23 protein-coding genes and 3 pseudogenes are annotated in these 25,459 nt (G+C 68.1%); 15 read left to right on the plus strand and 11 right to left on the minus strand.

Translation table 11 applies throughout. From position 1 onward, the window contains the following. Positions 1 to 159: 159 nt before the first annotated feature. The 3 genes and pseudogenes from MMB17_RS14280 to MMB17_RS14290 all read right to left on the minus strand — a co-directional run bounded on the left by MMB17_RS14280 (position 160) and on the right by MMB17_RS14290 (position 2,031). A pseudogene (locus tag MMB17_RS14280) lies at positions 160 to 1,145 on the minus strand (zinc-dependent alcohol dehydrogenase family protein). 9 nt (positions 1,146 to 1,154) lie between these two features. Further along, the gene (locus MMB17_RS14285) at positions 1,155 to 1,802 is read right to left on the minus strand and encodes a BON domain-containing protein (protein ID WP_017483116.1); all 648 of its coding nucleotides are present in this window, start codon (positions 1,800 to 1,802) and stop codon (positions 1,155 to 1,157) included. Between the two features lie 28 nt (positions 1,803 to 1,830). Continuing rightward, positions 1,831 to 2,031 (minus strand): hypothetical protein, encoded by a 201-nt coding sequence (locus MMB17_RS14290; RefSeq protein WP_017483117.1) that lies wholly within the window; start codon positions 2,029 to 2,031, stop codon positions 1,831 to 1,833. A 131-nt stretch (positions 2,032 to 2,162) separates the two neighbouring features. Here MMB17_RS14290 and MMB17_RS14295 point away from each other — a divergent pair, with 131 nt between their 5' ends. From MMB17_RS14295 to MMB17_RS14305, 3 genes are all read left to right on the plus strand, one after another. Beyond that, a complete protein-coding gene (locus MMB17_RS14295; protein ID WP_017483118.1) occupies positions 2,163 to 4,715 on the plus strand; it encodes a phosphoketolase family protein in 2,553 nt (850 codons plus the stop codon). A gap of 9 nt (positions 4,716 to 4,724) precedes the next feature. Beyond that, entirely contained in the window at positions 4,725 to 5,873 is a 1,149-nt protein-coding gene (locus tag MMB17_RS14300; protein ID WP_183666366.1) for an acetate/propionate family kinase, read from the plus strand. 118 nt (positions 5,874 to 5,991) lie between these two features. After that, positions 5,992 to 6,222, plus strand: a complete 231-nt coding sequence (locus MMB17_RS14305) for a polyhydroxyalkanoate synthesis regulator DNA-binding domain-containing protein (protein ID WP_017483120.1) — start codon at positions 5,992 to 5,994, stop codon at positions 6,220 to 6,222. Between the two features lie 66 nt (positions 6,223 to 6,288). Here the strand turns inward: MMB17_RS14305 and MMB17_RS14310 are convergent, their stop codons facing one another. From MMB17_RS14310 to MMB17_RS14330, 5 genes are all read right to left on the minus strand, one after another. Continuing rightward, entirely contained in the window at positions 6,289 to 6,483 is a 195-nt protein-coding gene (locus tag MMB17_RS14310; RefSeq protein ID WP_043376513.1) for a hypothetical protein, read from the minus strand. Then, positions 6,480 to 6,956, minus strand: coding sequence for a hypothetical protein (locus tag MMB17_RS14315; RefSeq protein WP_017483122.1), 477 nt, complete (start codon positions 6,954 to 6,956; stop codon positions 6,480 to 6,482). Before MMB17_RS14315 ends, MMB17_RS14310 begins: the two co-directional genes overlap by 4 nt. A gap of 11 nt (positions 6,957 to 6,967) precedes the next feature. Next, positions 6,968 to 7,618, minus strand: a complete 651-nt coding sequence (locus MMB17_RS14320) for a BON domain-containing protein (protein WP_183666367.1) — start codon at positions 7,616 to 7,618, stop codon at positions 6,968 to 6,970. Positions 7,619 to 7,669: 51 nt separating this feature from the next. After that, positions 7,670 to 8,014 carry a DUF1476 domain-containing protein gene (locus MMB17_RS14325; protein ID WP_026105329.1) on the minus strand — a complete coding sequence of 115 codons (345 nt, stop codon included), beginning with the start codon at positions 8,012 to 8,014 and terminating at the stop codon, positions 7,670 to 7,672. 383 nt (positions 8,015 to 8,397) lie between these two features. Continuing rightward, positions 8,398 to 9,749 (minus strand): IS3 family transposase gene (locus MMB17_RS14330; RefSeq protein ID WP_085987083.1). Its coding sequence is split into 2 segments (ribosomal slippage): positions 8,398 to 9,413 and positions 9,413 to 9,749, totalling 1,353 coding nucleotides; the frame shifts between segments, so codons are not numbered across the junction. A gap of 133 nt (positions 9,750 to 9,882) precedes the next feature. On the opposite strand from MMB17_RS14330, the gene MMB17_RS14335 reads away from it, so the two are divergent. Beyond that, positions 9,883 to 10,101, plus strand: a complete 219-nt coding sequence (locus MMB17_RS14335; protein ID WP_238256089.1) for a sigma factor-like helix-turn-helix DNA-binding protein — start codon at positions 9,883 to 9,885, stop codon at positions 10,099 to 10,101. Between the two features lie 63 nt (positions 10,102 to 10,164). Here MMB17_RS14335 and MMB17_RS14340 read toward each other — a convergent pair whose 3' ends face one another. The 3 genes from MMB17_RS14340 to MMB17_RS14350 form a co-directional block, all read right to left on the minus strand. Further along, the gene (locus MMB17_RS14340) at positions 10,165 to 10,380 is read right to left on the minus strand and encodes a hypothetical protein (RefSeq protein ID WP_017483128.1); all 216 of its coding nucleotides are present in this window, start codon (positions 10,378 to 10,380) and stop codon (positions 10,165 to 10,167) included. A gap of 118 nt (positions 10,381 to 10,498) precedes the next feature. Beyond that, on the minus strand, positions 10,499 to 13,639 hold the full coding sequence (locus MMB17_RS14345) for an efflux RND transporter permease subunit (protein WP_017483129.1): 3,141 nt from the start codon (positions 13,637 to 13,639) through the stop codon (positions 10,499 to 10,501). Positions 13,640 to 13,646: 7 nt separating this feature from the next. Further along, positions 13,647 to 14,882: an efflux RND transporter periplasmic adaptor subunit gene (locus MMB17_RS14350; protein WP_017483130.1), complete on the minus strand. Its 1,236-nt coding sequence runs from the start codon at positions 14,880 to 14,882 to the stop codon at positions 13,647 to 13,649. Between the two features lie 322 nt (positions 14,883 to 15,204). On the opposite strand from MMB17_RS14350, the gene MMB17_RS14355 reads away from it, so the two are divergent. The 11 genes and pseudogenes from MMB17_RS14355 (at position 15,205) to phnD (ending at position 25,458) form a co-directional block, all read left to right on the plus strand. Further along, entirely contained in the window at positions 15,205 to 15,882 is a 678-nt protein-coding gene (locus tag MMB17_RS14355; protein WP_017483131.1) for a response regulator transcription factor, read from the plus strand. Continuing rightward, the gene (locus tag MMB17_RS14360) at positions 15,875 to 17,257 is read left to right on the plus strand and encodes a sensor histidine kinase (protein WP_017483132.1); all 1,383 of its coding nucleotides are present in this window, start codon (positions 15,875 to 15,877) and stop codon (positions 17,255 to 17,257) included. Before MMB17_RS14355 ends, MMB17_RS14360 begins: the two co-directional genes overlap by 8 nt. 504 nt (positions 17,258 to 17,761) lie before the next feature. After that, positions 17,762 to 18,516: pseudogene (locus MMB17_RS25350) on the plus strand (peroxidase family protein); the annotation flags it as partial. 106 nt (positions 18,517 to 18,622) lie between these two features. Next, positions 18,623 to 18,973 carry a transposase gene (locus MMB17_RS14375; RefSeq protein WP_017482586.1) on the plus strand — a complete coding sequence of 117 codons (351 nt, stop codon included), beginning with the start codon at positions 18,623 to 18,625 and terminating at the stop codon, positions 18,971 to 18,973. Then, positions 18,961 to 19,770, plus strand: a pseudogene (locus MMB17_RS14380) (IS3 family transposase); the annotation flags it as partial. The gene MMB17_RS14375 and the pseudogene MMB17_RS14380, both read left to right, overlap by 13 nt. A gap of 206 nt (positions 19,771 to 19,976) precedes the next feature. Continuing rightward, positions 19,977 to 20,780 (plus strand): Dps family protein, encoded by an 804-nt coding sequence (locus MMB17_RS14385; RefSeq protein WP_017483136.1) that lies wholly within the window; start codon positions 19,977 to 19,979, stop codon positions 20,778 to 20,780. 130 nt (positions 20,781 to 20,910) lie between these two features. Beyond that, positions 20,911 to 21,399, plus strand: coding sequence for a cytochrome b (locus MMB17_RS14390; protein WP_420847268.1), 489 nt, complete (start codon positions 20,911 to 20,913; stop codon positions 21,397 to 21,399). Positions 21,400 to 21,404: 5 nt separating this feature from the next. Further along, complete coding sequence (locus tag MMB17_RS14395) at positions 21,405 to 22,100, plus strand: VIT1/CCC1 transporter family protein (RefSeq protein WP_017483138.1); 696 nt, start codon at positions 21,405 to 21,407, stop codon at positions 22,098 to 22,100. A 225-nt stretch (positions 22,101 to 22,325) separates the two neighbouring features. Then, positions 22,326 to 23,354 carry an IS110-like element ISMmg2 family transposase gene (locus tag MMB17_RS14400; protein ID WP_009867220.1) on the plus strand — a complete coding sequence of 343 codons (1,029 nt, stop codon included), beginning with the start codon at positions 22,326 to 22,328 and terminating at the stop codon, positions 23,352 to 23,354. Positions 23,355 to 23,763: 409 nt separating this feature from the next. Beyond that, positions 23,764 to 24,573 carry a phosphonate ABC transporter ATP-binding protein gene (gene phnC, locus MMB17_RS14405; protein ID WP_026105332.1) on the plus strand — a complete coding sequence of 270 codons (810 nt, stop codon included), beginning with the start codon at positions 23,764 to 23,766 and terminating at the stop codon, positions 24,571 to 24,573. Positions 24,574 to 24,585: 12 nt separating this feature from the next. Continuing rightward, the gene (gene phnD / locus MMB17_RS14410; protein WP_017483140.1) at positions 24,586 to 25,458 is read left to right on the plus strand and encodes a phosphate/phosphite/phosphonate ABC transporter substrate-binding protein; all 873 of its coding nucleotides are present in this window, start codon (positions 24,586 to 24,588) and stop codon (positions 25,456 to 25,458) included. Position 25,459: the final 1 nt, after the last annotated feature.

Genomic DNA, 25,459 nt, shown 5'->3' on the forward strand with positions numbered 1-25,459 from the left:
CCGCCCGCATTGACGTGGCTCAACCCGAGGGCTCGTCGCGAACGCGGGCAACACCGAAACCCATGGCCTCCTTTGGTGCGAATACTCTGAGCGAACCGGCACGGCCGGTCCAAGGCTCCTGGAGTGGACGCGAGCGAGGGCCCCGGCTGACCTCGGCCATCAGGGCACGAGCACGGCCGCGCCATGCAGAATTCCGGAGCGGTGGGCCCCAATAGCCTCGTTGGCCTGCGCGAGCCGGTAGGTGCGCGTGCGGGTGACGATGCCTGCCTGCGGCGCGGTCTCGAAGAAGGTACGGGCGTCCTCGCGGGTGAGGTTGGCCACCGAGCGCACGGACCGCTCGCCCCAGAGCAGGTCGTAGGGGAAGGCCGGGATGTCGCTCATGTGGATGCCGCCGCAGACCACCCAGCCGTCATTGCGCACGGCCCTGAGGGCCGCCGGCACCAAGCTCCCGTCGGGCGCGAAGACGAGGGCGGCGTCGAGCCGCTCGGGCGGCGCCTCGTCCGAGCCCCCGGCCCAAACCGCCCCGAGCGAGCGGGCGAACTCCTGCGCCTCCCGGTCGCCGGGGCGGGTGAGCGCGAATACGCGCCGTCCCTGCCAGCGGCCGACCTGGGCGACGATGTGGGCGGCCGCCCCGAAGCCGTAGAGCCCGATGCTCAGGGCATCCCCGGCCATCTGCAGGGTGCGCCAGCCGATCAGCCCGGCGCAGAGGAGCGGTGCCGTCGCGACGGGGTCCAGGCTCGGGTCGAGCGGAATGATGAAGGCCGCCTCGGCCACGAGGTGGCTCGCGAAGCCGCCGTCGCGCGTGCAGCCGGTGAAGCCGGGGGCGTCGCAGAGGTTCTCCCGGTCGGTCTTGCAGTAGGTGCAGTGGCCGCAAGTGTGTCCCAGCCAGGGCACGCCGACTCGGCTGCCAGGAAGCGGCGCCGTTACGCCCGCGCCGGCCGCTTCCACAATGCCGACGACCTCATGGCCCGGGACGATGGGGTAGACAGCCTGGGGCAGGTCTCCGTCGATGACGTGAAGGTCCGTGCGGCAGACGGCGCAGGCCCCGGAGCCCGGATCCGGACCTCGCCGGGTCCGGGCTCCGGGGCCGGCCGCTCCTCGGGCACCAGGGGGGCGCCGACCCCCTGCAGCACCATCGCCAGCATCGACGAACCTCAGCAGGCGAGCGTCAGTCGGTCCTCGACGGCGCGCACGCCCGGCGCGGCCCAGGCGGCGCGCTCGGCGAGCTCGCGCTCGCGCCAGACTTCGACGCAGCCGTCGAGGGTCACCCTGTCGCCGTCGACCAGGACCTGGATGGTGTCCGGGTCCCGGGCGCTCCGCCTTAGAGCCGCGAGGATGCGGGACTTGACCTCGGCGGCCTGGGCCGGCGGCTTCACGGCGATGCTGTTGACGATGTCGGTGACGCCGGCGAGACGGCGCAGGGCCTTATCGACAGCCGCCTTCTGGTGGTAGTACGGCACGCACCCTTCGAGCGTGACGCAGCCCTTCGCGACCTTCAGCGTGACCGAGCCCTCTGGGATGCGGACGTCCCATTCGAGCACCCGGGCGCAGCGCTCGGCCAGGGCCTCGTCGCCGATGCTGGGGTTGTCGGGGTAACGAACCTCGATCCGCTCGACCACGCCCCGGACGCCACGGACCCGGAGTACGACGCGCTCGGCGATGCTCTTCTCCGCGTAGTTCCGGACATGGCCGGTCAGGGTCACGATGCCGTTCTCGACGGTGACGCCGATCTGCGCCGCGTCGATCATTGGGGCGTATTCCAGCTCGTCGAGCACGTGCCGGTGCACGGTGATGTCGTCCATCGCCCGTCTCCTCGTTTGGGTGTGATGCTCAGAGGACCAGCCAAAGCAGCGCCGGCGTCGCCGCCGACGCCACGATGGCCAGGGCCAGGGCCTGCAGGCTCCCGATGCTCCGGTAGCGGTAGCCGTCCGCGACCACCCGTTGGCCCGCGTCGTTTCGCGGCGCCAGCCTGACCGGCACCCGCACGCGGCGCACCGTCTGGATGTAGGTGGTTCGAAGCACCAGGGTCATCGTTCGCTCCTGCCGTTCTGACGGGAGCCATCCTGGCGGCGCGCCCCGAGGGCGCCTTGATCCACCTCAACGCCGCCTGCCCCGTCCGCCGGCACGGTCGACGCCGAGACCAGCTCCGCCGGGAGGCCGACATGGACGCGACGCTTGGAACGAGGGAGCGCCACGAAGGCGGTCGTCGGGGCGACGGACGCGCACCGGCGTTCGTGCCCGGGCCGCTCGGACCGGACAGCCTCAAGCGCATCGACGCCTACTGGCGCGCCGCGAATTACCTGTCGGTCGGGCAGATCTACCTCATGGGGAACCCGCTGCTGCGCGAGCCGCTCAAGCCCGAGCACGTCAAGCCGAGGCTCCTCGGGCACTGGGGCACGACGCCCGGCCTCAACTTCATCTATGCCCACCTGAACCGGGTCATCAGCCAGCGCGACCTCGACATGATCGCGGTCTGGGGGCCCGGGCACGGCGCGCCAGGGCTCGTGGCCAACGAGTACCTGGAGGGCACCTACGGCGAGATCTATCCGGACGTGGCGCGCGACGCGGAGGGGATGGGCCGACTGTTCCGGCAGTTCTCGTTCCCAGGCGGCATCCCGAGCCACGCCTCGCCCGAACTGCCCGGCTCGATCCACGAGGGCGGGGAACTCGGCTATTCCCTGGCGCACGCCTTCGGTGCGGCCCTCGACAACCCAGGCCTGACGGTCGCCTGCGTCGTGGGCGACGGCGAGGCCGAGACGGGCCCGCTCGCGGCGGCCTGGCACTCGAACAAGTTCCTCGACGCCCGCCATGACGGGACGGTCCTGCCGATCCTGCACCTCAACGGCTACAAGATCGCCAACCCGACCGTCCTCGCCCGCATGCCGCCGGAGGAGCTGCGGAGCCTTCTCGTCGGCTACGGCTACGAGCCGACCTTCGTCGAGGGGGACGAGCCGGCCCCGATGCACCAAGCCATGGCCACGGCCCTCGACGCGGCCTTCGACGCCGTCGCAGAGATCCGGAGGCGCGCCGGCCGAAGCGAGGCCGGGCGACCGCGCTGGCCCATGATCGTGCTGCGCAGCCCCAAGGGATGGACGGGACCGAAGACCGTCGACGGCAATCCGGTCGAGGGGACGTGGCGCTCGCATCAGGTGCCCGTGGCGGCCACGCGGGAAAACCCGGCGCATCTCGCCATCCTGGAAGCCTGGATGCGCTCCTACCGCCCCGAAGAACTGTTCGCGGAGGACGGCTCGCTCGTGCATGACCTCGCCGCGCTGCCGCCGAAGGGACAGCGTCGCCTCTCGGCCAACCCGCACGCCAACGCGCACCAGAGCGCTCCCTTGCGCCTGCCGGACCTCCGGCGCTTCGCCGTCGCCGTGCCAGAGCCCGGCCGCACCAAGTTCGAGGCCACCCGCGCGCTCGGGGCGTACCTGCGGGACACGCTCACCCTCAACGCGGAGGCACGCAACTTCCGCATCATGGGCCCCGACGAGACTGCCTCGAACCGGCTCGACGCGGTGTTCGAGGTGACGGGCCGCGCGTGGCAGGAGGCGGTACTGCCGGGCGACGACCACCTCGCCCGGGATGGGCGCGTCATGGAGATCCTGAGCGAGCACCTCTGCGAGGGCTGGCTCGAAGGATACGTCCTAACCGGCCGGCACGGCCTGTTCGCCACCTACGAGGCCTTCGTGCACGTGGTCGACTCGATGGTGAACCAGCACGCCAAGTGGCTGAAGTCCTCGCGCGACCTGCCCTGGCGTCGGCCGGTGCCGTCCCTTAACATCCTGCTCTCGTCCCACGTCTGGCGGCAGGACCACAACGGCTTCAGCCACCAGGATCCCGGCTTCATCGACTTCGTCGCGAACAAGCGCGGCGACACGGCCCGGATCTACCTGCCCCCGGACGCGAACACCCTGCTCTGCGCCATGGACCACTGCCTGCGGACCTACGACCGCATCAACGTCGTCGTGGCCGGCAAGCAGCCGGCGCTGCAGTGGCTGAACCTGGACGAGGCTGCGAGGCACTGCGCGGCCGGTGCCGGGATCTGGGACTGGGCCTCGAACGAGGGCGAGGACGAGCCCGACGTAGTGATGGCCTGTGCCGGCGACGTGCCGACCCAAGAGACGCTCGCGGCGGTCCACTGGCTAAGCCACCACGTCCCGGAGCTGCGTGTCCGGGTGGTGAACGTCGTCGACCTGATGACCCTCCCGGCGCGCGAGACACACCCGCACGGGCTCGACGACCCGACCTTCGACAGCCTGTTCACCCGCGACCGGCCGGTGGTGTTCGCCTACCACGGCTATCCCTGGCTCATCCATCGGCTGACCTACAAGCGCACGAACCACGGCAACTTCCACGTGCATGGCTTCATCGAGGAGGGCACGACCACCACGCCCTTCGACATTTGCGTGCTGAACCGGCTCGACCGCTTCCACCTCGCGCAGGCCGCCCTGCGCGCCGTCGCGGGGTTGCGAACGCGGGCCGAGCATGCCGAGCAGGCACTCCGGGACGCGTTGGCCCGCCACCGCGAGTACGTCTGCCAGACGGGTGACGACCTGCCGGAGGTGCGGGATTGGGCTTGGCCGGAGCGGTATGCCCACGAGCATCCCGACCGCCGCCGCATCGAGGGCGACATCATGCAGTGCGGCCCGGCCGAAGCCGGCACGGGGGAGCTCCGGCCGGGCGAGACCGTGGACGACTGGACCATCATCGCCTGAGGCCGGGCGATGATCCTCGTCCTCAACGCCGGCTCCTCCAGCCTGCGCTGTGCCCTGTTCCGGTCAGGGGCAGACGCACCGGCCTGGCGGGCGCACGTGGCCGGGATCGGGCATGAGCCGAACCTCACCGTCGACGGCGCCTCTCAGGAGGGCGAGCGTCCCCCGGAAGACGACCATGCGACCGTCGCCCGCTGGCTGTTCGCGCGGCTGCCCGCGGCCCCGACCGCGGCGGCGCATCGCGTCGTCCATGGCGGCCTGCGCCACGCGGCGCGGGTGCGCCTCGACGCGGAGGTGATGGCGGCGCTGGAGCAGCTCGTGCCGCTGGCGCCGGCGCACCAGCCGCAGGCGCTGGCCTGCATCCGGGCGGTCGCGGAGACGTGGCCGCACCTGCCACAGGTCGCCTGCTTCGACACGGCCTTCCATCGGACGCAGGACAGGCTCGCGCAGCTCTACCCGCTGCCGCGCGCCCTCATCGACGTGGGACTCGTGCGGTTCGGCTTCCACGGCCTGTCCTACGCCCACGTCGCCCGGACGTTTCCGCATGGCCGGGTCCTGGCGGCCCATCTTGGACACGGGGCCAGCCTGTGCGCGATCCGGGACGGGCGCAGCGTCGCCACCACGATGGGCTTCACGACGCTCGACGGACTGATGATGGGCACCCGCAGCGGCGCGGTCGACCCGGGCTTGGTGCTGCACCTGATCCGGGAGCATGGCCTCACCCCCGACGCGGTGGCCGAACTCTTGAATGAGCGCTCGGGCCTCCTTGGCGTCTCCGGCATCAGCGACGACGTGCGGGTGCTTAAGGCTAGCGGGGCTCCGGAGGCGCGCGAGGCCCTCGACCTGTTCGCCTACAGGATCGTGCGCGAGGCGGGCTCCCTCATCGCGGCGCTCGGCGGGCTCGATGCCCTCGTCTTCACTGGCGGCATCGGCGAGCACTCGGCGCAGGTTCGGGCCGCCGTCTGCCGCGGTCTAGCCTTCGCCAACGTGACGCTTGACGAGGCTGCCAACGACCGCTGCGAGGAACACATCGGAGTCCAGAGGGCGGCGGTCGAGGTCCGGATCGTGCCCGCGGACGAGGAGCGCGAGATCGCCCTATCGATGGCCGGCTTTCTGGCTAAGAACCACAACGGCCGGGACCCCTTGTCGTTCGGGCGATGATGATCCCGGCCAAGCCGCCGCGTAAGGGGCAAAGACGTTGCGCAACTTGCAAGCACAATTTAATTATTCCAACTAAAGAAAGCTGTCAGAAGGGGGCTTCGTCCGTGCCCTTGTGAGAATGACCCGCAGGAAGCCCTCATCCATTCGCCACCTGAGACGGTACAGCGGTTGCAGGCTCTACGACCCCGAGAGCCAGGCTTACCTGTCGGCGCGTGACGTCGAGCGGCTCATCCGTCAGGGCGTCAGGATCAGCGTGCGCGAGGCCGAGACGGGGCAGGACGTGACCCACGAGATCCTCCCGCCGAACCTGCAGCAGGGGGCATGCCGGGCAGGAAGACCCCGCACATGACGGCCCCGGTCCGCTGGTCGAGGACTTCGAGGGACGGCTGCCGTGGCCAAACGCCGGAGGCAACGTTCAGGGCGTGTCCGTCTTGCTCGACCAGTCCGCCGGCGGCTGCAGGCACCGCAACGACATGCGGCCAATCTTGTGGGTATCTGCGACCGGCAAGTCGAGCCAGAAGGCGCGCCACAAGGCGAGCCATGCCGGCTCCGGCAAGGGCAGTTCCGGGCGGGGAGATCCCGCCGGCAGGGTTCGGGACATCGGGATCATGGATGGCCTCCCACGCCTGCCGCGTCGACGCGGACGACCTTGAACGTGCGGTACTCCTCCTCCCCCGCCTCGCGGATCGAGACGTACTCGCCCTCGACGAAGGCGTGCGTGCCAAGCCGGTAGGCTGCCTCGTCGTCCTCGTTCGTCCAGTCCTCGTAGTCGATCAGCCAAGTGGCGCCGCCCTCGCCGCCGGCGCGGTGCACGAGCCGGCCGTGCCGGTCCGGCTCGCCCGTCCAGAAGCGGCGGGCACGGCAGTGGTCGCGGGCCTCGTGCCAAAGCGCCGTGTCCAAGCGGCCGTCGGGACCGAGCGGGGCCACGATGTCGTAGCCGCGGCCCGCGCTGCCCTCCGGATGCTCCGGGCAGCGTGCCAGCGTCAGGGTCACCCGGCGCAGCCTGGCCGTGACGTCCGGATTGCCGGCACGCTGCGCGAACCGGGGAGCGATGGCATCAATGCCGTGCGTTCCATGAGACATGGCGGATTTCCTCAGCTCAGGGCGACGATGCGGTCCTCGACGGCTCGCACGCCCGGCACCGACCAGGCCGCGCGCTCAGCCGCCTCGCGGTCGGCCCAGGCCGTCACGGCACCTTCCAGCGTGACCTTGTCGCCCTCGACCCGAACCTTGATTCCATCGGCCTCGAACATCGCGCCGCGCTTGAACGCTTCCAGGATCTTGTCCTTGACCAAGGCGGGCCTGACCTCGGGCTTGACCTGGATGAGGTTCGATACGCCGACGACGCCGGAGAGCTTGCGCACGGCAGCCTCGGCCCCCATTGCCTGGTACTGCCAGGGCACCGCGCCGGTGAGCGTGATCCAGCCCTTGGCGACCTTCACCTGGATGGCCTGCTTCGGCAGGTGCACCGACCAGTCGATGATGGCGAGCGCCCGGGCGGCGATCTGGTCGTCCTCGATCTTCTTGGCCTCAGCGTACCGGACTTGGATCTCCTGGGCGATGGCGCGCACGCCCTTGACGCGGCGCACGGCGTTCTCGGCCTCGACCTTCTCGGCGTAGCTGCCGACGTGGCCCGTCAGGGTGACGACCCCGTCCGAGACGGCGACGCCGATCTCGGCCGCGTCGAGGCTGGGGTCGAAGTCGAGCTCGTCAAGCACGTCGCGGCGCAGGTCCTTGTCGGTCATGGCATCTCTCCCGGTGGCTGGCATGGTCGCAGCGGTGGGAGTGTGGGCGCCCTAGGCGGGTCGGCCTTGATCCAGCGCAAGCCCGACGCGCTGCTCGGCCCGGGCGATGGCGGCGCAGCGCTCCATTTCCGTGCGCAGGGCTGGGAGCGTCTCCTCGACGCCCGCCGCCTTGAGGTCAGCCTGGAACTCGGCGACCAGTGGCTCGTCGGCGGTCAGGACGCCCCGGTCGGTGAAGTCCTCGACGAAGCGCGCGGCCGCGTCTTTCCCCAGCCGCATCCGCTCGCAGGCCCAGGTCGCCAGGAGCAGGTTGCGCCGGGTGCGCACCTGGAAGCGCACCTCCTCGTCGTGCGCGAAGCGGCGCTCGAAGGCCTGCTCGCGTTCGTCGAACGTGGTCATCGTGACCTCCATCTCGGCCGCCGGGCCCATGACCGCTAGGGCCGTCGTCGGATTGGACATCCTCAGACAACCGCGACACCGGGCCTTGAGACAGATCAATGGAGGCTCGGTGCCGGCCAAGTGCGGGGCTCCCCGACTTTTGACCCAGATCAAGGCCGACGCCGCAGGCTCGTTTTTCAGTGGCCGAGGATCGCACCGGACCCGGCACTGTTCCCGGAGCCAGCCATGTCCGAATGCCCACGGGCCACCGCCAGGTCGCTCCCACCGAAGGACCGGCGCATTCCGGAGGAGCCGCCATCCGGCGAGGATTGTCCGTCGTCAGATGATTTGAGACAGGCTGCGGGCCTCAGGAACGGAGGCACTGGTCCACCTGGGTTGAGAAGTTAGGCAGCCTGCGCGTGGTGGCGCAAGCGGCGGTCGGTGAGAGTCTGGCGCTTGATCCGCTCCCGCTCGCGCAGGATGGCCTCGCCCCGGCCGAAGTAGACGTCGGCCGGCGTGAGATTGTTCAGGCTCTCATGAGCTCGGACGTGGTTGTAGTGCTCCACGAACGCCCCGACCCGCGCCTCCAACTCGCCGGGCAGATAGGCGTGTTCGAGCAGGATGCGGTTCTTCAGCGTCTGGTGCCAGCGCTCGATCTTGCCCTGAGTTTGGGGATGGCGGGGAGCACCGCGGATGTGGGTCATGCCGCGGCTGCCGAGCCAGTCGGCCAGGTCACCCGCGACGTAGCTCGATCCGTTGTCGGTCAGCAGCCGCGGCCGGTGCACCACCTGCACCTGATCGAGCCCGGCGGCGCTGAGCGCCAGGTCGAGCGTGGCAGTGACGTCGCTGGCCTGCATCGTGGCGCACAGCTTCCAGGCCACGATGAAGCGGGAGAAGTCGTCGAGCACCGTCGACAGATAGTACCAGCCCCAGCCGACCACCTTCAGGTAGGTGAAGTCGGTCTGCCAGAGCTGGTTGGAGGCCGTGGTCTTGTCACGGAACTCGTCGGCTGCCTTGACAACGATGTAGGCTGGGCTGGTGATCAGGTCGTGCGCCTTGAGCAGGCGGTAGACCGTGGCTTCCGAGACGAAGGAGCGCTGCTCGTCGGTGAAGCGCACGGCCAGCTCGCGTGGGCTGAGCTCCGGCTGCTCGAGCGCGAGGGCGACGATCTGCTCGCGGATCGCCGTGGGCAGGCGGTTCCAGACCCGGCTGGGCCGAGAGGGTCGGTCGGCCAGGGCCTCGGGTCCCCCTTGCTGGTAGGCGTCGTACCAGCGGTAGAATGTGGCGCGCGGGATGCCGAGTTTCTCCAGGGTGGCGCGCACCGGCAGAGAGGACTGCTCGACCAGCCGGATGATCTCCAGCTTCTCAGAAGCCGAGTACCTCATGCCTCGTCTTCCCCAGCTCCGCTCATACTTTTTTTGAGCAGGCGGTTTTCCAGGGTGAGATCGGCCACGACCTCCTTGAGGGCACGAGCCTCACGGCGCAGGTCCTTGACCTCGTCCGAGGTGGCGGCGCGGGCCGTGTCGCCGGCCAGCCGCTTCTTGCCCGCTTCCAGGAACTCCTTGGACCAGCCGTAGTACATCGAGGTGGCAATGCCTTCGCGTCGGCACAGCTCTGCGATGCTGTCCTCGCCGCGCAGGCCCTCCAGCACGATGCGGATCTTCTCCTCGGCCGAGAACTGGCGGCGGGTGGCGCGGCGGATGTCCTTGATCACCGCCTCTGCCGGCTTCCGTGCCGGCCCGGATGTCTGCTTCATCTTCGCTCCTTGGGGGCTACGATGAACCAGTCATCCTCCGTTCGTGAAGGGCCTCACTCTGTCTCACGGCCGCTGACGGCGGACAGGCACACATGCCGCGACGCTCGTCGCCCCGCCCGAGCAGGAAGGGGTGGTGAGCTTGAGGGGCCTCCAGGATCGGCTCGCCGGCATTCCCGAGGCCCAGCGGATCGCCCTGATGATGGTGGGAGCGGAGGGCTATACCTACGAGGAGGCCGCAGAGGTGCTCAAGTGCAAGGTCGGCACGGTGAAGAGCCGGGTCAGCCGGGCCCGCGCCTACCTCTCTGAGGTCCTCGGACTCGGCGATGCGGCGTCCACCGATGCACTTGCTTGATCCGAGATCCGCCACGCCACCCTCAGGTCAAGTCGGGTAGCCGTCGAATTTGTGACTCCCGGCTTACGGCTTGACGACCATCGGAAACCGGGCGGCCAGGGTTCCGCAGAGGGCGTCGTGGTTGCGTATGGACTTCCAGCGCTCGAACTCGGCCGCGCCCGTATGCATCGCCTCGGCGCCGCGGCGGCTACCAAGCGCATCGAAGCAGGTGCGTGCCCGATCCACGATGGCGGGATTGTAGGACGCGAAACCGCAGGCTGCCGACGCCTTGCGGAGCATCCCGTGCATCCTAAGGAATCCGGCGCAATCGAAATCCGCGGAGGGCGCGGGTCGGGCGCCAGCAGCCAGAATTAGGACCCCCACCAGGACGGTAGGCCCGTTGCCGGTCCGAAGGCCTCTAGCCATCAACGCCCGCGCGCTGGCCGCCTTTCGCTCCCAGGCCGGATGGCTCGTCGTCGTCGCGACGGCGCCAGGGGAGCCGGAGATGCGCCAGGTACGAATAGACGGCAGGAAGCACGACGAGGGTTAGCAGGGTTGCGGTGACGAGGCCGCCGATTACCACCGTGGCCAGGGGACGCTGCACCTCGGCGCCGGCACTCGTCGAGAGCGCCATCGGTAGGAACCCCAGCGCCGCCACCAGCGCCGTCATCAGGACCGGCCGCAGGCGCATCTCGGCGGCTCGGGTCGCTGCCTCTCGGGCATCGAGGCCGACCCGTTCGAGGTCGCGGATGTAGCTCGTCAGCACCACGCCGTTCAGGATGGCGATGCCGAAGGTGGCGATGAAGCCGATGGCCGCCGAGATCGAGAACGGCAGGTCGCGCAGGTACAGGGCGACGATGCCGCCGGTCGCGGCGACGGGTACGTTCAGGAAGATCAGCCCTGCGAGGCGGACGTCGCCGAACATCACCACGAGAAGCACCAGGATCGCCGCCATCGCCGCTGGGACCACGACGGAAAGCCGAACGGTCGCCTCCTGCAGGTTCTGGAACTGCCCGCTCCATTGCAGCGAGTAGCGCGGCGGCAGGGTGACCTGGGCTTTAACCGCGGCTTGCGCGTCAGTTACGAAGCTCTGCACGTCCCGCCCGCGCACGTTGGCCTGGACAGAGATCCGCCGCTGGAGCTTCTCGCGGCTGATCTGGGCGGGACCGGTCGCCACGTCCACGGAGGCCACAAGCGAGAGCGGCACCAGTGCCTTGCCGTTGCGACCGACCGGCAGGTCGCGGATGCGTTCGATGTCGCTGCGGTCCCCGGACTTCAGCCGGACCACGATATCGGTGATGGAGTTGTCGTCACCGTAGATCATGCCGGCGGTGCGGCCGCCGATGCTCTCCACCACGTCGAGGACGTCGCTGACGTTGACGCCGTAGCGGGCGGCCGCCGCCCGGTCGACCTGGATGGAGAGCGCGGGCATGCCGGCCTGCGCCTCGGCCTTCACGTCGGCCGCCCCCGAGACGCCGGAGACCGCGCGGACGATGGCGTCCGCCTTGTCCTTCAGCGCCTTGAGGTCGTCGCCGTAGAGGCTGATCGCGACGTCGCCGCGCACGCCCTCTAGCAGGTCGTCCATCCGCATCTGGATCGGCTGCGAGAAGGCGTAGGAGACCCCCGGCACCTCCGCGCGCAGACGTTTGTCGAGGGCGGCGACGAGCCCCTCCTGGGTGGTCGCCGTCGTCCAAGTCGAGGGGTCGGTCAGCGTGATGAAGCTATCGGTGGATTCCACCCCCATGGGGTCCGTGGGGATCTCGGCGCTGCCCGTGAGCGAGACGACCCGCTTCACTTCTGGGAAGCTTTTTAAGGTCTGCTCTATGCGATGCATGACCTTGAGGGAAGCATCGAGGTTGATGCCCGGCAGCTTCTCCGAGGTGATGACGATGGAGCCTTCCGAGAGCTTGGGCAGGAACTCGCCGCCCAGGCGCGTCGCCAGGAAGCAGCTCCCGCCGAACAGGGCGAGCGTCACCAGGGCAGTGAGACCGGTGCGGCGCTCGGCAAGGCGCAGGACCGGCGTGTAGGCACTGCGCGCCCAATGGACGAGACGGGTCTCGCGCTCGCCGATGCCGGGGCCGGCCAGCACGATGGCGGCCAGGGCCGGCATCAGCGTCATCGTCAGGACGAGCGAGCCGGTGAGCGCCAGGATGACGGTCAGCGCCATCGGCCGGAACATCTTGCCCGCGACCCCTTCGAGCGCGAGGATCGGCAGGTAGACCATGATGATGATGGCGACGGCGAACAGGATCGGACGCGCCACCTCTACGGTCGCCTTGCGGATGACCTCCTCGGCCGGGCGTTCGGGATGCTCGCCGCGGGCACGTAGAACGTTCTCGATCATCACCACGGCGCCGTCGACGATGAGGCCGAAATCGATGGCGCCCAGACTCATCAGGTTGCCGGAGAGCCCGAACAGCCGCATGCCCGCGAAGGCCATGAGCATCGACAGGGGAATGGCGGCCGCCACCACGAGGCCGGCCCGGAGGTTGCCGAGCAGCAGGAGCAGGACGACGATGACGAGCACCGCCCCCTCCATGAGGTTGTGCTCGACGGTGCGGATGGTCCGCGCCACCAGGGTGCTACGGTCGTAGTAGGGCACGATCTCGACGCCCGGCGGTAGCTGCGGGCGAAGGGCCTCGATGGTCTGCTTGACGCGCTCGACCACCGCGCTGGCGTTCTCGCCCTGCTGCATCATGGCGATGCCGACGACGGTCTCGCCCGCCGCATCGTGGGTGACGGCGCCGAGGCGGACCTTGGGCGCCTCGACCACCTCGCCCAAGGTTGCGACCGTCACCGGCACGCCGCCCGGACCCGTCGTCACGACGACATTGGCGAGGTCCTTGGTGTCCTTGGCGAGGCCGAGGCCGCGGATGACCTCCTGTTGGTCGTTGTGCTCGATGTAGGCGCCGCCCCGCGCGGCATTGTTCTCGGACAGCGCCGTGTAGACCTGGCCCATCGTTACGCCGTAGCGGTGCAGGCTCTCGGCGGCGATGCGGACTTCGTAGGTCGGCATCTGGCCGCCATAGACGTTCACGTCGGCGATGCCGGGGGTGAGCTTGAGCTTGGGCGCGATGGTCCATTGCAGGATGCGCTTCAGCGCCATCGGCTCGTAGCCCGGTCCCCGGACCTCGAACTGGTAGATCTCGCCCAGCCCCGTCGCCATCGGCCCCATCTCGGGATCGCCGACGCCGGCCGGCATCATGGTCTTCGCCAGCGGCAAGCGCTGGAACACCTGGGACCGAGCCTCGGTGATCGACATGGAATCGTCGAAGGTGACGTAGACGGCCGAGACGCCGTAGCGCGAGGTCGAGCGGAGACCGGTCAGCCCCGGTGCGCCGGCCATGGCGTTCTCGACCGGAAAGCTGACCAGCCGCTCGACTTCCAGGGGGCCGAGGCCAGGCGAAAGGGTCAGGACCATTATCTGCTTCGGGGAGATGTCCGGGACCGCGTCAATGGACAGGCCTTCAAGGTTGACGATGCCACCGACGGCCCCGGCCAGGGCCAGGACCAGGACCAGCCAGCGGCGGCGGATGAGGAGGGCGAACCAGGCGTTCATCGCGACCTCAATCCGTCGAGCCGAGCAAGGCGCGCAGCATGATCGCCTTGAGGCCGAAGCTGCCCTGCGTCGCCACTGTCTCATCCGCTTGGACACCGGATTTGACCTCGACCCAGTCGGCGCGCTGCACCCCAAGGGTGAGGTCCCGCTTCTCAAAACGGTCGTTGCCGGTGCGCACGAAGGCGATGGGGCCAGCTTCCGTCTGCTGGATCGCGGCGGACGGCACCGTGAGGCCCTCGCGCCCGAGATCGGCGGCGATCTCCACGGAGACGAACATGTTGGCGCGCAGGCTCCCGTCGGGATTGGCGACCTCGATCCGGGCCGGGGCGGTGTTGGTCATCGGGTCGATGGCGGCATTGACCGACCGCACACGGCCCTCGAAGCGCGGATGCGCCGTGACAGGGGCCTCGATGGTCGCTCGGTCGCCCGCCTTAACGGTCGAGATGTCGGTTCCGTAGAGGTTCGCCAGCACCTGGATCTGCGACGGGTCGGCCACCGTGAAGGCATCGCGGTTCGTATCGACCACCTCACCCAGGGTAATCCCAGCGGCCGTCACGACCCCGTCGATGGGCGAGACGATGGCGCTGGTACCGGGGGCCTGTCCAGGCGCGGGCGCGAGACGCTCGTACTGAGCGCGGTAGAGGTCGACCTGGGCTTGCGCCGAGAGGGTGGCTGCATGCGCTTTCGCGAGATCGACTTGGCGCCGGTCGACCTCGGCCTGGGCGACCCCGCCCATCTTCACGAGGTCGCTGCCGCGTTTCAGGTTGGTCTCGGCGACCTTTTCCGTCGCCTGGGCCTCTCCGAGGCTGGCCTGCGCCGCGGCGAGGCCGTTGCGAGCGTCGAGGACGCCGGAGGCATCGAGGGTGGCCAGCGTCTGGCCGGCCTTCACCCGGTCGCCGGGTTGCACGGCCAGGCTCAGGACCCGGCCCGCGGTGCGAGGCTTGAGGCGGGTGACCCGGCGCTCGTCGAAGGCGACCATGCCGGGGGTCCGAACGGGCAGGATGATCCGGCGGGTCTCGGATTGCTCGAAGGCCAGTCCGAGGCGGCGTTGCCCATCGGCATCGAGGCGGACGACGTTGTCCTCGGTCGGCTGTTCGGAAGCGGCCCCATTCGGGTGCGGCGCAGTGTCGGGGGCAGCCGCAAGCCCGATGAGGCCCAGCACGGGTTCGAAGTAGGGCTTGGCGGCCTCGCGATACCACCAGCCGGCCAGTGCGACCGCGATCAGGCAAGCGAACACGGCCAACAAGGACCAACGCCTCATCCCCCTGGGGGGCTGACCGGATAGGGCGGACGCAGCGGAAGAACCTGCCACCCTCGATGTCTCGGAGACCGAGCGCTCACGCGCCTGGCGATGACCGGCGATCCCTCCCTCGCCGTTCCCGAGCACGTCCGTCTCCGCCTCCAGCAGCACGCTATCGTCCGTCGATTAGATTAGATTCATTCTAGGAGATAGGACGAGCCGACACCCGCACCATTAAATTCGCGTTCACACTCGTGGTCATGCGACTGGTTCCGGACCACATCAGGCAGTGGGATAGGGGCGTTGAGCCCGGGAGTGGACCGGGTTGGCTAAGCTGCTTCTGATCGAGGACGATGCCGCGACGGCCGAGGAAATCCTTGGCGACCTGCATGGGCGTGGGCATGAGGTTGCCTGGGCCGCCACCGGCCCGGACGGTGCGGCCGCAGCCCGTTCGGGAGGATGGAACGCCATCATTCTCGACCGGATGCTTCCTGGCCTGGACGGACTTACCCTGCTGCGAGACCTCCGGGGCGCCGGGGATCGCACACCCGCCCTTGTCCTGAGCGCGCTCGGCGATGTCGACGAGCGTATCCGGGGCCTGCGCGCCGGGGGCGACGACTATCTCGGCAAGCCCTTCGTCCTCGCCGAACTCGCGGCCAGGATCGAGGCCTTGCTACGGCGTCCGACCGACGTCCGTGAGACGGTAATCAGGGTGGGGACGCTGGAGCTCGACCTCATAGCCGGCACCGGTCGCAGGGGTCAGCGCGATCTCGACCTCCTGCCGCGCGAGCTCAAGCTGCTCGAATACCTCATGCGACGGCCCGGGCAGGTCGTGACCCGGGCGATGATGTTCGAGGAAGTGTGGAACTACCGGTTCACTCCCAAATCAAACCTCATCGACGTGCATCTCGGACGCCTGCGCAAGAAGCTTGAGGCCGAAGGCGAGCCGATGCTCATCCATAACGTCCGGGGAGAGGGCTTCACCCTGTCTCCCGATGTCTAGGCTCGTCCATTCCTTCGCATTCCGCTGGGCGCTCGCCATCGCCCTATGGTCTACCCTGCTGTCGCTACTCCTGTTCGCCTTCGTGTACTGGCAGACCGCGGCGTTTATGCAGGACGAACTCGCCCAGGTCCTGCGCCACAAGGCGCACTATGCCGCCCGTGAGCCTGCGAAAGCGGTCAACCGCATCGAGACATGGATCAGCGAGGACCTGCACAGCGTCCACTTCGCCGGCCTGTTCGGGGCCGACGGTAGCAAGCACGCAGGAAACCTCGATGCGCGGCCGCCAAGCCTGCCGGTGGATGGCGAGGTCCACCGGATCGGGGCGCAGGTCGCCATCGCGGGACGGCGCCTGAACGAGGAACTCTGGTCGGCGGCCGTGGCCTTGAACGACGGCAGCATCGTGGTCGTGGCGCACGACACCGACGAGATCGACCGCGCGAAGGCTACCGTGATCCGAGCGCTCGGCCTCGCCCTCGTGCCGACCCTGGCCTTCTCGATACTCGGCGGCGTCCTGCTCGCTGGACGCGCCAAGCGCCGCTTGGCGTCCACGGAGGCGGCGGTCGCACGCGTGATGCGGGGCGACTTGCGCCAGCGCCTGCCGGTCGGCGAGGCGGGAGACGAATTCGACCGCTTGGCGCGTGACGTCAATGGCATGCTCGCCGAGATCGAACGCCTCATGGAGGAGGTGCGCGGGGTGGGCGACGCCGTCGCGCACGATCTTCGGACGCCGCTCACCCGCTTGCGGCTGCGTCTTGAGCGGGGCCGGGACCAAGCCCGCGACATCAAGGAACTGCGCCAGGCGGTGGACCAGGGCCTCGTCTGGATCGACCAGACCCTCGACATGGTGACGGCGGTCCTGCGCATCGGCGAGATCGAGCACGGACGGCGCTGCGCCGCCTTCGGCCCGGTCGACCTACGGCTCGTGGTGAGTGAGGCCGCTGAGTTGTTCGAACCCTTGGCCGACGAGAAGGGAATCGCCCTCGGCATCCGCATTGAGGGGGAAGAGTCCGCCGTTCGGGGCGACCGCAGCCTTATTTTCGAGGCAATCTCGAACCTCCTCGACAACGCAATCAAGTTCACCCCGACCGGAGGCCGCGTCGAGATCGGCCTCGCTCGGCGCGACGGCGTTCCCGTGGTGTCCGTGGAAGACACGGGTCCGGGCATTCCCGCCGACGAACGTAACCATGTTTTCAAGCGGTTCTATCGTGCGGAACGTGCCAGGCAGACGCAAGGCAACGGGCTCGGCCTCGGCCTCGTTGCGGCCATCGCCAAGCTGCACCGATTTCCACTCAGCGTCGGTGATAGTCCCCATGGGGGATGCCGCTTCGAGATGGCATGTCCGGAGGCGGAACGTCATGCGTCGGTGACAGGCTGAACGTCGGGTCTGTCGTCGAATGGCAAGCACGGCGTTGGGAGAGGCGTATCACCGGGCGCCCTCCGTCAAGACGCGCGAAGAAAAATGAATATAATTTTAAGAATTGTGCCAATCTGGATTTGGGTGCGAGATCGCTCGGATGATGTCGAAGCATTCTTATGCGGCCCGGAAGTGGGCCTGCGCGATCCTTGCCTTCACGGCGATGCAAACGTCAGGGACAGCGGGTTCCAGCCTAGTCCGAAACGACCCTCCATTGTCCTTCTCAGAGCCGGTCGGTGTTCCCCACAAGCACTGTGCGGGTTCCTGCATCAGTCGGGGTTCACTGCAATGGTATTGCAGGGCGGACCAGACTTGCGAGTTGAACTGCTCGACAGCCCCGCCGGCAATGGAATGCCATGGCGGCGAGGACTGAAGGCCTCCGGACGGGAATGGCCAAGGCTTGGGCGCCATGGGTGCTCCCGGGGCCAACGGCATGACCCGCTTCGCGTCGGGCCCTCGATGACCAATAGCGGTCGGCTGGCGCTCGCGCCCCAGAAGGACTGGGCGATCAACCGGCGCACCGTGCCGGTGGTGGCCGCGCTCCGGCAAATCGCCGACACGTTCAACGGACGGGGGGCGCCAGGAGGGTGTCCCTCGCCGATCTCATCGTGCTCGACGGCTGCGCCGCCGTCGAGAAGGCGCTCGCCGACGGTGGCCATCCCGCGACGGTGCCCTTCACCCCGGGTCGCGTCGACACCCGGCAGGAGCTGACCAACATCGAGATGTTCACGTGGCTCAAGTCCGTCGTGGACGGCTTCCGGAACTACGTGGCCGACGATTACGCGCCCATCACGTCGGGACGCGTCTCGCCGGAAGAGCTCTTCCTGGACAAGGCGTATCTCCTGTCCCTCGCCCCCGAGTGGGTCGCCTTGGTCGGCGGCCTGCGGGCCCGCGGGGCCAACCACGACGGCTCGAAGCACGGCCTCTTCACCGACCGGGTCGGCGTGCTGTCGAACGACTTCTTCGTAAACCCGACCAGCGTTGACCTCGAATGACGCAAGACCGACGAGACGGGCATGGCCTTCGAACTCGTCGACCGGGCCAGCGGCGCGGCGAAGTTCACCGCGACGCGCTGCGATCTGGTGTTCGGGTCGAATGCCCAGCTCCGCTCTGTGGCCGAGGTCTATGCCGGCAGCGACGATGAAGCCCGGTTCGCAGAGGATTTCGTCAAGCTCTGGGACAAGGTCATGATGCTCGACCGCTACGACGTCCGATCCTGATTGATTCAGGCTAAAAAAGGCATCCCTTTGGAGTGCGCCCCTGGGAGTGGACGGCGCTGGACCTGAGGATTGACCCGCCGCGCTGGGCTTCCGGAGGATGGAAGTCATGGCTCGGTATCGAACCCACAGTGTCGCGTTCAAGCGGCAGGTCGTGCAGGCGTATCTCGCGGGCGAGACGCTCCGCGGCCTCGCCCTGCGTCACGATCTTTCGCGCAATCTGATCCGGGTCTGGATCGCCAAGCACGAGGCGGGCGCCCTCGACGAGGACGTGCAGGCTGCCGACCTCCTGCAGGAGTACGAGGCCCGCATCGCGATGCTGGAGCGCTTGGTCGGACGGCAGACGCTGGAGATCGAGTTCCTCAAAGGGGGGCTTCAGCCCGCACGAGCGCAGAAAAGCGTGACTATGTCCGTCGTTGCCGGCCCGCCGGTCTCTCGGTCAGCCGAGGATGCACGCTGATGGGCCTGCCGCGCTCGACCTTCTACGACCAGCCGGCGATCAGCACGGATGCAACCGAGCTGCTGGCCCGCCTGACGGACCTGTGCGACGCGTTCGAAGGCTACGGTTATCGACGCGTCGGAGCGGCGTTGCGCCAGCAGGGGATCGTCGTCAACGGCAAGAAGCTGCGCCGCCTGATGCGCGAGCACGGCCTGCAGCCGCGCCTGCGCCGACGGTTCAAGGCAACGACCGACAGCGACCACGACCTGCCCGTCTTCCCGAACGTGGCGGCCGAGCGGGTGCCGGACGGCCCCAACCAGCTCTGGATCGCCGACCTGACCTACATCGCCGTCCCGAACGGCTTCGTCTATCTGGCCGTGATCCTCGATGCTTGGTCGCGCAAGGCCGTCGGCTATGCCGTGAGCCGCTCGCTCGAAGCGCGCACGGCCGTGGCCGCGCTGGAGGCCGCCCTGGCGGCGCGCTCGCCGCCCAAGGGCTGCGTGCATCATTCCGACCGCGGGTCGCAGTATGCCTCTGCTGCCTACCGGAAGGTCCTGGCCGAGCATGGACTGGTCGGCTCGATGGGACGCCGCGGCAATCCCTATGACAACGCCAAGGCCGAGAGCTTCATGAAGACGCTCAAGGTCGAAGCGGTGTACGTGACGGAGTACGAAACCTTCGCCGATGTCGCGGCTGACCTTCCGCGCTTCATCGACGAAGTCTACAACGCCAAGCGGCTGCATTCCGCGCTCGGCTATCTGAGCCCCGTGCAGTTCGAGGAGCAACACGCCCGGCAGCGGGTCAAACCCCTCGCCTGAGCCTGTCTACCGATAGGGGCGCACTCCACTTGGGGAGCGAATGGCGGGGCATTCAGGGTAGGATGCCCCGCCATTCTCATGTCCGCGGGGCATGCGGCGAAATCCTAAATTCGATGTCATTTTCGAACGCTTCCAAACTGCGTTCGTTTTCCAGGTCCTCATCGCTCGCCCGGGCGGTGCACACACCAGGATCAGATCAACTGCCCATGAAGAATGCCCGTTTCCTCTCGGCTATGCTCCTTGTCGGGACGGCCCTGCCGCTTCCCGTTCTCGCCAACGGAACGCCAACCCTCGCGCCGCCGCCCCCGAGCGCGATGAAGGTTCTCTCGCGGATCGACCTTGCCCAGGCCGATCAGCAGACCGCCAAAAGCACCGACGATGTCCGTGGCGCCTCGCAGACCAAGACGACCAGCTCGCAGCCGGTCGGCGCCTTCCCGACCAACGAGATGACGACGCTTCCGGTTATCGGCCTCGACGGCGACGCCGAGGCAATCAAGAAGGATGTCGCAGCCCTCCAGCAGACCCTGACCGAGCTGCAGCAGCTCCAGCTCCAGACCAAGCAAGCGCATTGGAACGCCTCCGGCACCCTGTACTACCCGCTGCACCTGCTTCTGCAGGAGCACTACGAGGGCCTGTCCAAGTACGCCGACACCATCGCCGAGCGCCTGCTCGCCGTCGGATCGTCGGCCGACGGCCGCGCCAATACCATCGTGAAGACCTCTGGCGTTTCGGAGATTCCCGGCGGCTTCCTCGACGACGCCCAGATCCTGTCATGGTTCATGAACGCGTACAAAAGGGTCGGCGAGGAGGTGAGCGCGGCCATCAAGGCCACGGAGAAGGTCGACCCGACGACGTCCAACCTCCTTCAGGAGGTCGAGCACGGCATCGCCAAGTACCAGTGGCAGATGCGCGCCCAGGTCCAGCGCACCAAGACCGATCCGAACACGGGCTGGGACCTCAACGACAACAAGCCCATCGACCTTGCGCCGCAGGCACCTTCGAAGCCCTGATGCACCGGGCACACGCCCCTGCCATCCAAGTTTGGGGCGTGCGCCGTATGAGACCGGATACGACACGAGCTCACGAGAGACGTCCTACGACGGAACCACTATCGCCCTGCACTTGCTCACGGGCGGCCTAGTGCTGGTCCTATGGCTCATCGGCACCTTGCTGGAAGACCTTGTGCCCAAGGGCACTCTCCGTTCCGGGATCTGGTCCGCCCACTTCGTCCTGGGCTTTGCGTTCACCGGTGTCATCGTCATGTTGCTGATCTGGCGGCAAACGAAAGGGCGTCAGCTTCCGGTCGATGATCCAGGCCCCCTGCATGTTCTCGCCAAGGCGACCCATCTTGCGCTCTACCTATTGCTCCTGGTCATCGCGGGCCTTGGGATCGCGAATGCCTTCGTGCGCGGTGTCACGTTGATCGGCCCGCTCGCTCTGCCGGCCCTCGGCGACCCGGAATGGCGCCGGCCGCTGACCCACTGGCACGGGCTCGCTGCCAACGTCCTGATGGCGGTCGCCGCCTTCCACGCCGCGGCCGCCCTGGGCCATCACTACCTCTGGCACGACGCCGTACTGCGTCGCATCCTCCCGGGACGCGCTTCTTCCGCCCCATACGAGAGATCCTGAGTACGATGCGTGCGTCCCATAAGGAAAACCACCTCATCGACCGTGTGGGCTGGCTGCGTGCCGCCGTCCTCGGCGCCAACGACGGCCTCGTCTCGACGGCGAGCCTCATTGTCGGCGTCGCCGCGTCCGCCGCAGCCTCCGGGGAGATCCTCGTCGCCGGGACGGCCGGTCTAGTCGCCGGGGCGATGTCGATGGCGGCCGGCGAGTACGTCTCGGTGAGTTCGCAATCCGATACCGAACAAGCCGATCTCGCAAGGGAACGACGCGAGCTCGCTGAGGACCCTGCGGCCGAGCGTGAGGAACTTGCGGGAATCTACGTCGCCCGCGGTCTCGACCACGACCTTGCCCTCAGGGTCGCGGACCAACTCATGGCGAAGGACGCGCTCGGCGCCCATGCCCGGGACGAGCTCGGCATCTCCGAATTTACCACGGCGCGCCCGATCCAAGCGGCCCTGACGTCGGCGGCGACGTTCTCGGCCGGGGCGGCTCTGCCGCTGCTCGTGGCCGCGCTCTCACCGGCTAACATCGTCGTCTACTCGGTATCCGCCGCTTCGCTGGTGTTCCTGGCGGTACTCGGCGCGCTTGGGGCCAAGGCTGGGGGCGCCGCCATCCCGCGGGCGACCGCGCGGGTGGCCTTCTGGGGCGCCGCCGCGATGGCCGTCACGGCCGGCATCGGCCACCTCGTCGGCAAAGCCGTATAGGGAAGCGACGTTCCTATGCTGGGATGGCGCGATGCATGCCGCCTCATTCCGCTTCGGCTAGCCACTTCCGCAGTAGCGTCGGCGGGCCGGCATACCCTGATGTGATGGCCGCCGCTTTTGCTTTCAAAGCAGATGGGGTGGATGGCTCCCGCTCCGACTGACGGCATCTGAGTGCCAGGATGTGGTTGCTGTCGAAGCAGCCACGCAGATGCAGGAGCCATCCCCATGGAGATCATCACCGTCGGCATCGATCTAGCCAAGAGCATCTTCCAGGTTCACGCCGTCGACGCAGCTGGGCACGTCGTCGTTCGCAAGGCTCTGAGGCGGGCGCAGGTCGTGCCGTTCTTCGCCAAGCTGCCGCGCTGCCTGGTCGGCATGGAGGCGTGCGGCACAGCGCACCATTGGGCCCGGGAACTCATGAGGCTCGGCCATGACGTGCGGCTGATGCCGCCAGCTTACGTGAAGCCGTACGTCAAGCGCGGCAAAACCGATGCGAATGATGCCGCTGCCATCTGCGAGGCGGTGACACGCCCGAGCATGCGCTTCGTGCCGGTGAAGTCGACCGAGCAGCAGGCGGCGCTGGCCCTGCACCGGACGCGCGACCTGCTGGTCAAGCAACGCACGCAGCTGGTGAACATGATCCGCGGTCTGCTCGCCGAGTTCGGGATCGAGATGGCGCGGGGCCTGCGCCATGCGCTCGAACTGGCAGCTCGGCTCTCAGCCGGAGACGCGGCCGAGGTGCCGCCCCTGGCCCAGCGCGTAGTGAATGGGCTGGCCGATCAGATCGGCGCCGTGCAGATCCAGCTCACCCGGCTGGAGAAGGAGTTGCTGGCCTGGCATCGGGACTGCGACCTGTCACAGCGCCTGGCGACGATCCCGGGTGTCGGCATCGTCTCGGCGACCGCGCTGGCCGCCTCGGTGAGCGAGCCCGAGCGCTTCCGCTCCGGTCGGCAGTTCGCGGCCTCGTTGGGTCTGACACCGCTGCAGAACTGCAGCGGCGGCAAGGAGCGCCTGGGTCGGATCTCGCGCATGGGCGACCGTTACCTGCGCCGCCTGCTCGTGGTCGGCATGACCTCTCTGATCCGGCGCGCGAAGGCGACGCCGACTTCGGTCGACCCGCGGCTGCCGGCGCTGCTGCAGCGCAAGCCGGTGCGCGTGGTGACTGTTGCGGCGGCCAATCGCACGGCGCGGGTCGCCTGGGCGATCATGACCCGCGGTGGCACCTACCGCGCACCAGCGGCCATGGCCGCCTGACAGCACGGCGAGGAGACTTTGCCAGGTTGCGAGGACGATGAGAGTTGATGGCGAACCGGTCAGACCGGGAGCCGGGACACCCCGCCGAATGTCCAGGGCGTCATAGCCCGCTAAGCAGAGTGGGACCCAGCTCGCGGATACCATCAGGGCCAGCAGTCAACATGCACGACTGCATCAACAGGCCGGACACAAGACTGCACCCGACCAACGCGCCAGAAGCTCGATTCGCCACTTGCAATGCGGGAGCCATCCACACAGGACACTCGGTGGCCGAGCAGCGCACAGAGTTTCGTTCGAGGCAGCACCGTAGCGTTGGGGGGCGCACAATGTCATCCGTTCTTCATGTCGCCCCGCTACTCACATTCGCAATCAATCGGGGGTTTCGATTGGATTTTCGAATGGGTGCGGAATGCTGGCCCTTGAAAGCTTGGAAGTCGCGTATCCTGGTGGCATCAAGGCGTTGCGACCGACAACTCTGACTTTTCGCGAAGGCGAGTTCGCGGTCCTGCTGGGACCGTCTGGTGCCGGCAAGTCGACGCTCCTGCGTTGCCTAAACGGCCTCGTCCGCCCAACGAACGGCCGAGTTTCCGCCCCTGGAGTAGGAGACATCGCCGCGAGCCGCGCCACGCTGCGCCGCCACCGGGCGGTGACCGGGATGGTCTTCCAGCACCACCATCTGATCGGCCGCCTGACCGCGCTCGCGAACGTCCTGATGGGCCGGCTCGGCCATCAGAGCACCCTGCGCTCGCTCTGGCCTCCGTCGCGGAGCGATCAACGTTTCGGATTGGAGGCGCTAGAGCGCGTAGATCTTCTCGATCGCGCCCTCACCCGCGTGGACCTGCTCTCCGGCGGGCAGCAGCAGCGGGTGGGCATCGCGCGCGCGGTTGCACAGCGGCCCCGGCTCATCCTCGCCGATGAACCGGTAGCCAGCCTCGACCCGGCGACGGCGACGCGGGTGCTCGATCTCCTCCGCAGCATCTGTCGGACGGACGGCATCTCAGCCGTGGTGAGCCTGCACCAAGTCGATCTGGCCCGGCACTTCGCTGACCGGGTCGTCGGGGTCCGTGGAGGCGAGGTGGTCTTCGACGGCCCGCCAGCCCGTCTCTGCGACGGCGTCCTGTCGCGAATCTACGGCGCACGGCCCGCCGAGGTCTCGGTCGACATCGTCGAAGCTCCTCGTGCGCGGCGGGCCGCGATCTACGCCTCCCGAACAGTCTGAAGGAAAGCCATCATGATTTCGAGACGTACCTTCGGCGCCGGCTTGGCGCTGAGCGCCGTCCTGCGTGCCGGACCGTCGCTGGCTCAGGGCGCGAATCCCGACACGCTCAAGGTCGCGCTGCTGCCCGACGAGAGCGCATCGACGATCATCCAGAACAACCAGGGCCTGAAGAGCTACCTTGAACAGGGGCTCAATAAGCGCATCGAACTCGTGGTCACGACCGACTATTCTTCCATGATCGAGGCCATGCGCTTCAAGCGTATCGACCTCGCCTATTTCGGGCCGCTCTCCTACGTCCTCGCGAAGAGCCGTTCGCCGGAAATCGAACCGTTCGCGGCACTCGTGTCGGGCGGGCAGCCGACCTACACCAGCTACCTGATCGCCAACGTGGCCGCAGGCATCGCGCGAGCGGACGACGTGAAGGGCAAGACGGTCGGCTTCGGTGACACGGCGTCCACATCAAGCCACCTCATCCCTCGGGCCCTGCTCAAGAACGCTGGCCTCGAAGCCGGTCAGGACTACGGCTTTCAGCATCTCGGCACCCATGATGCCGTCGCGCGGGCCGTACAGGCAGGCCATGTGCAGGCCGGCGGTCTCAGCCGGCCCATCTTCACCGCCCTCGTCGAGAAGAAGAGCATCGATCCGGCCAAGATCAAGGTCGTGGCGGAGAGCCGACCGATCCCGAACTATCCCTGGACGGTGCGTGGCGACCTCGCGCCGGACCTCAAGGAGAAGATCAAGGCCGCTTTCCTAGAGATCAGGGATCCAGTGATCCTCAAGCCGTTCAAGGCCGAGTCCTTCGCCCCCATCACGGACGCGGACTACGACGTGCTTCGGGAGACGGCCAAGCTCCTCAACATCGACTTGACGAAGGTGAAGGGCTGAG

Origin of the sequence: Methylobacterium organophilum, from assembly GCF_022533465.1 — a bacterium.
Lineage (GTDB): Bacteria > Pseudomonadota > Alphaproteobacteria > Rhizobiales > Beijerinckiaceae > Methylobacterium > Methylobacterium organophilum.

Bases quoted from the DNA above. Each gene is read 5' to 3' on its own strand.
- MMB17_RS14285 (WP_017483116.1), bottom strand. From the start codon at position 1,802: ATGGACGACATCACCGTGCACCGGCACGTGCTCGACGAGCTGGAATAC.
- MMB17_RS14290 (WP_017483117.1), bottom strand. From the start codon at position 2,031: ATGACCCTGGTGCTTCGAACCACCTACATCCAGACGGTGCGCCGCGTG.
- MMB17_RS14295 (WP_017483118.1), top strand. From the start codon at position 2,163: ATGGACGCGACGCTTGGAACGAGGGAGCGCCACGAAGGCGGTCGTCGG.
- MMB17_RS14300 (WP_183666366.1), top strand. From the start codon at position 4,725: ATGATCCTCGTCCTCAACGCCGGCTCCTCCAGCCTGCGCTGTGCCCTG.
- MMB17_RS14305 (WP_017483120.1), top strand. From the start codon at position 5,992: ATGACCCGCAGGAAGCCCTCATCCATTCGCCACCTGAGACGGTACAGC.
- MMB17_RS14310 (WP_043376513.1), bottom strand. From the start codon at position 6,483: ATGATCCCGATGTCCCGAACCCTGCCGGCGGGATCTCCCCGCCCGGAA.
- MMB17_RS14315 (WP_017483122.1), bottom strand. From the start codon at position 6,956: ATGTCTCATGGAACGCACGGCATTGATGCCATCGCTCCCCGGTTCGCG.
- MMB17_RS14320 (WP_183666367.1), bottom strand. From the start codon at position 7,618: ATGACCGACAAGGACCTGCGCCGCGACGTGCTTGACGAGCTCGACTTC.
- MMB17_RS14325 (WP_026105329.1), bottom strand. From the start codon at position 8,014: ATGACCACGTTCGACGAACGCGAGCAGGCCTTCGAGCGCCGCTTCGCG.
- MMB17_RS14340 (WP_017483128.1), bottom strand. From the start codon at position 10,380: ATGCTCCGCAAGGCGTCGGCAGCCTGCGGTTTCGCGTCCTACAATCCC.
- MMB17_RS14345 (WP_017483129.1), bottom strand. From the start codon at position 13,639: ATGAACGCCTGGTTCGCCCTCCTCATCCGCCGCCGCTGGCTGGTCCTG.
- MMB17_RS14360 (WP_017483132.1), top strand. From the start codon at position 15,875: ATGTCTAGGCTCGTCCATTCCTTCGCATTCCGCTGGGCGCTCGCCATC.
- MMB17_RS14375 (WP_017482586.1), top strand. From the start codon at position 18,623: ATGGCTCGGTATCGAACCCACAGTGTCGCGTTCAAGCGGCAGGTCGTG.
- MMB17_RS14385 (WP_017483136.1), top strand. From the start codon at position 19,977: ATGAAGAATGCCCGTTTCCTCTCGGCTATGCTCCTTGTCGGGACGGCC.
- MMB17_RS14395 (WP_017483138.1), top strand. From the start codon at position 21,405: ATGCGTGCGTCCCATAAGGAAAACCACCTCATCGACCGTGTGGGCTGG.
- MMB17_RS14400 (WP_009867220.1), top strand. From the start codon at position 22,326: ATGGAGATCATCACCGTCGGCATCGATCTAGCCAAGAGCATCTTCCAG.
- phnC (WP_026105332.1), top strand. From the start codon at position 23,764: ATGCTGGCCCTTGAAAGCTTGGAAGTCGCGTATCCTGGTGGCATCAAG.
- phnD (WP_017483140.1), top strand. From the start codon at position 24,586: ATGATTTCGAGACGTACCTTCGGCGCCGGCTTGGCGCTGAGCGCCGTC.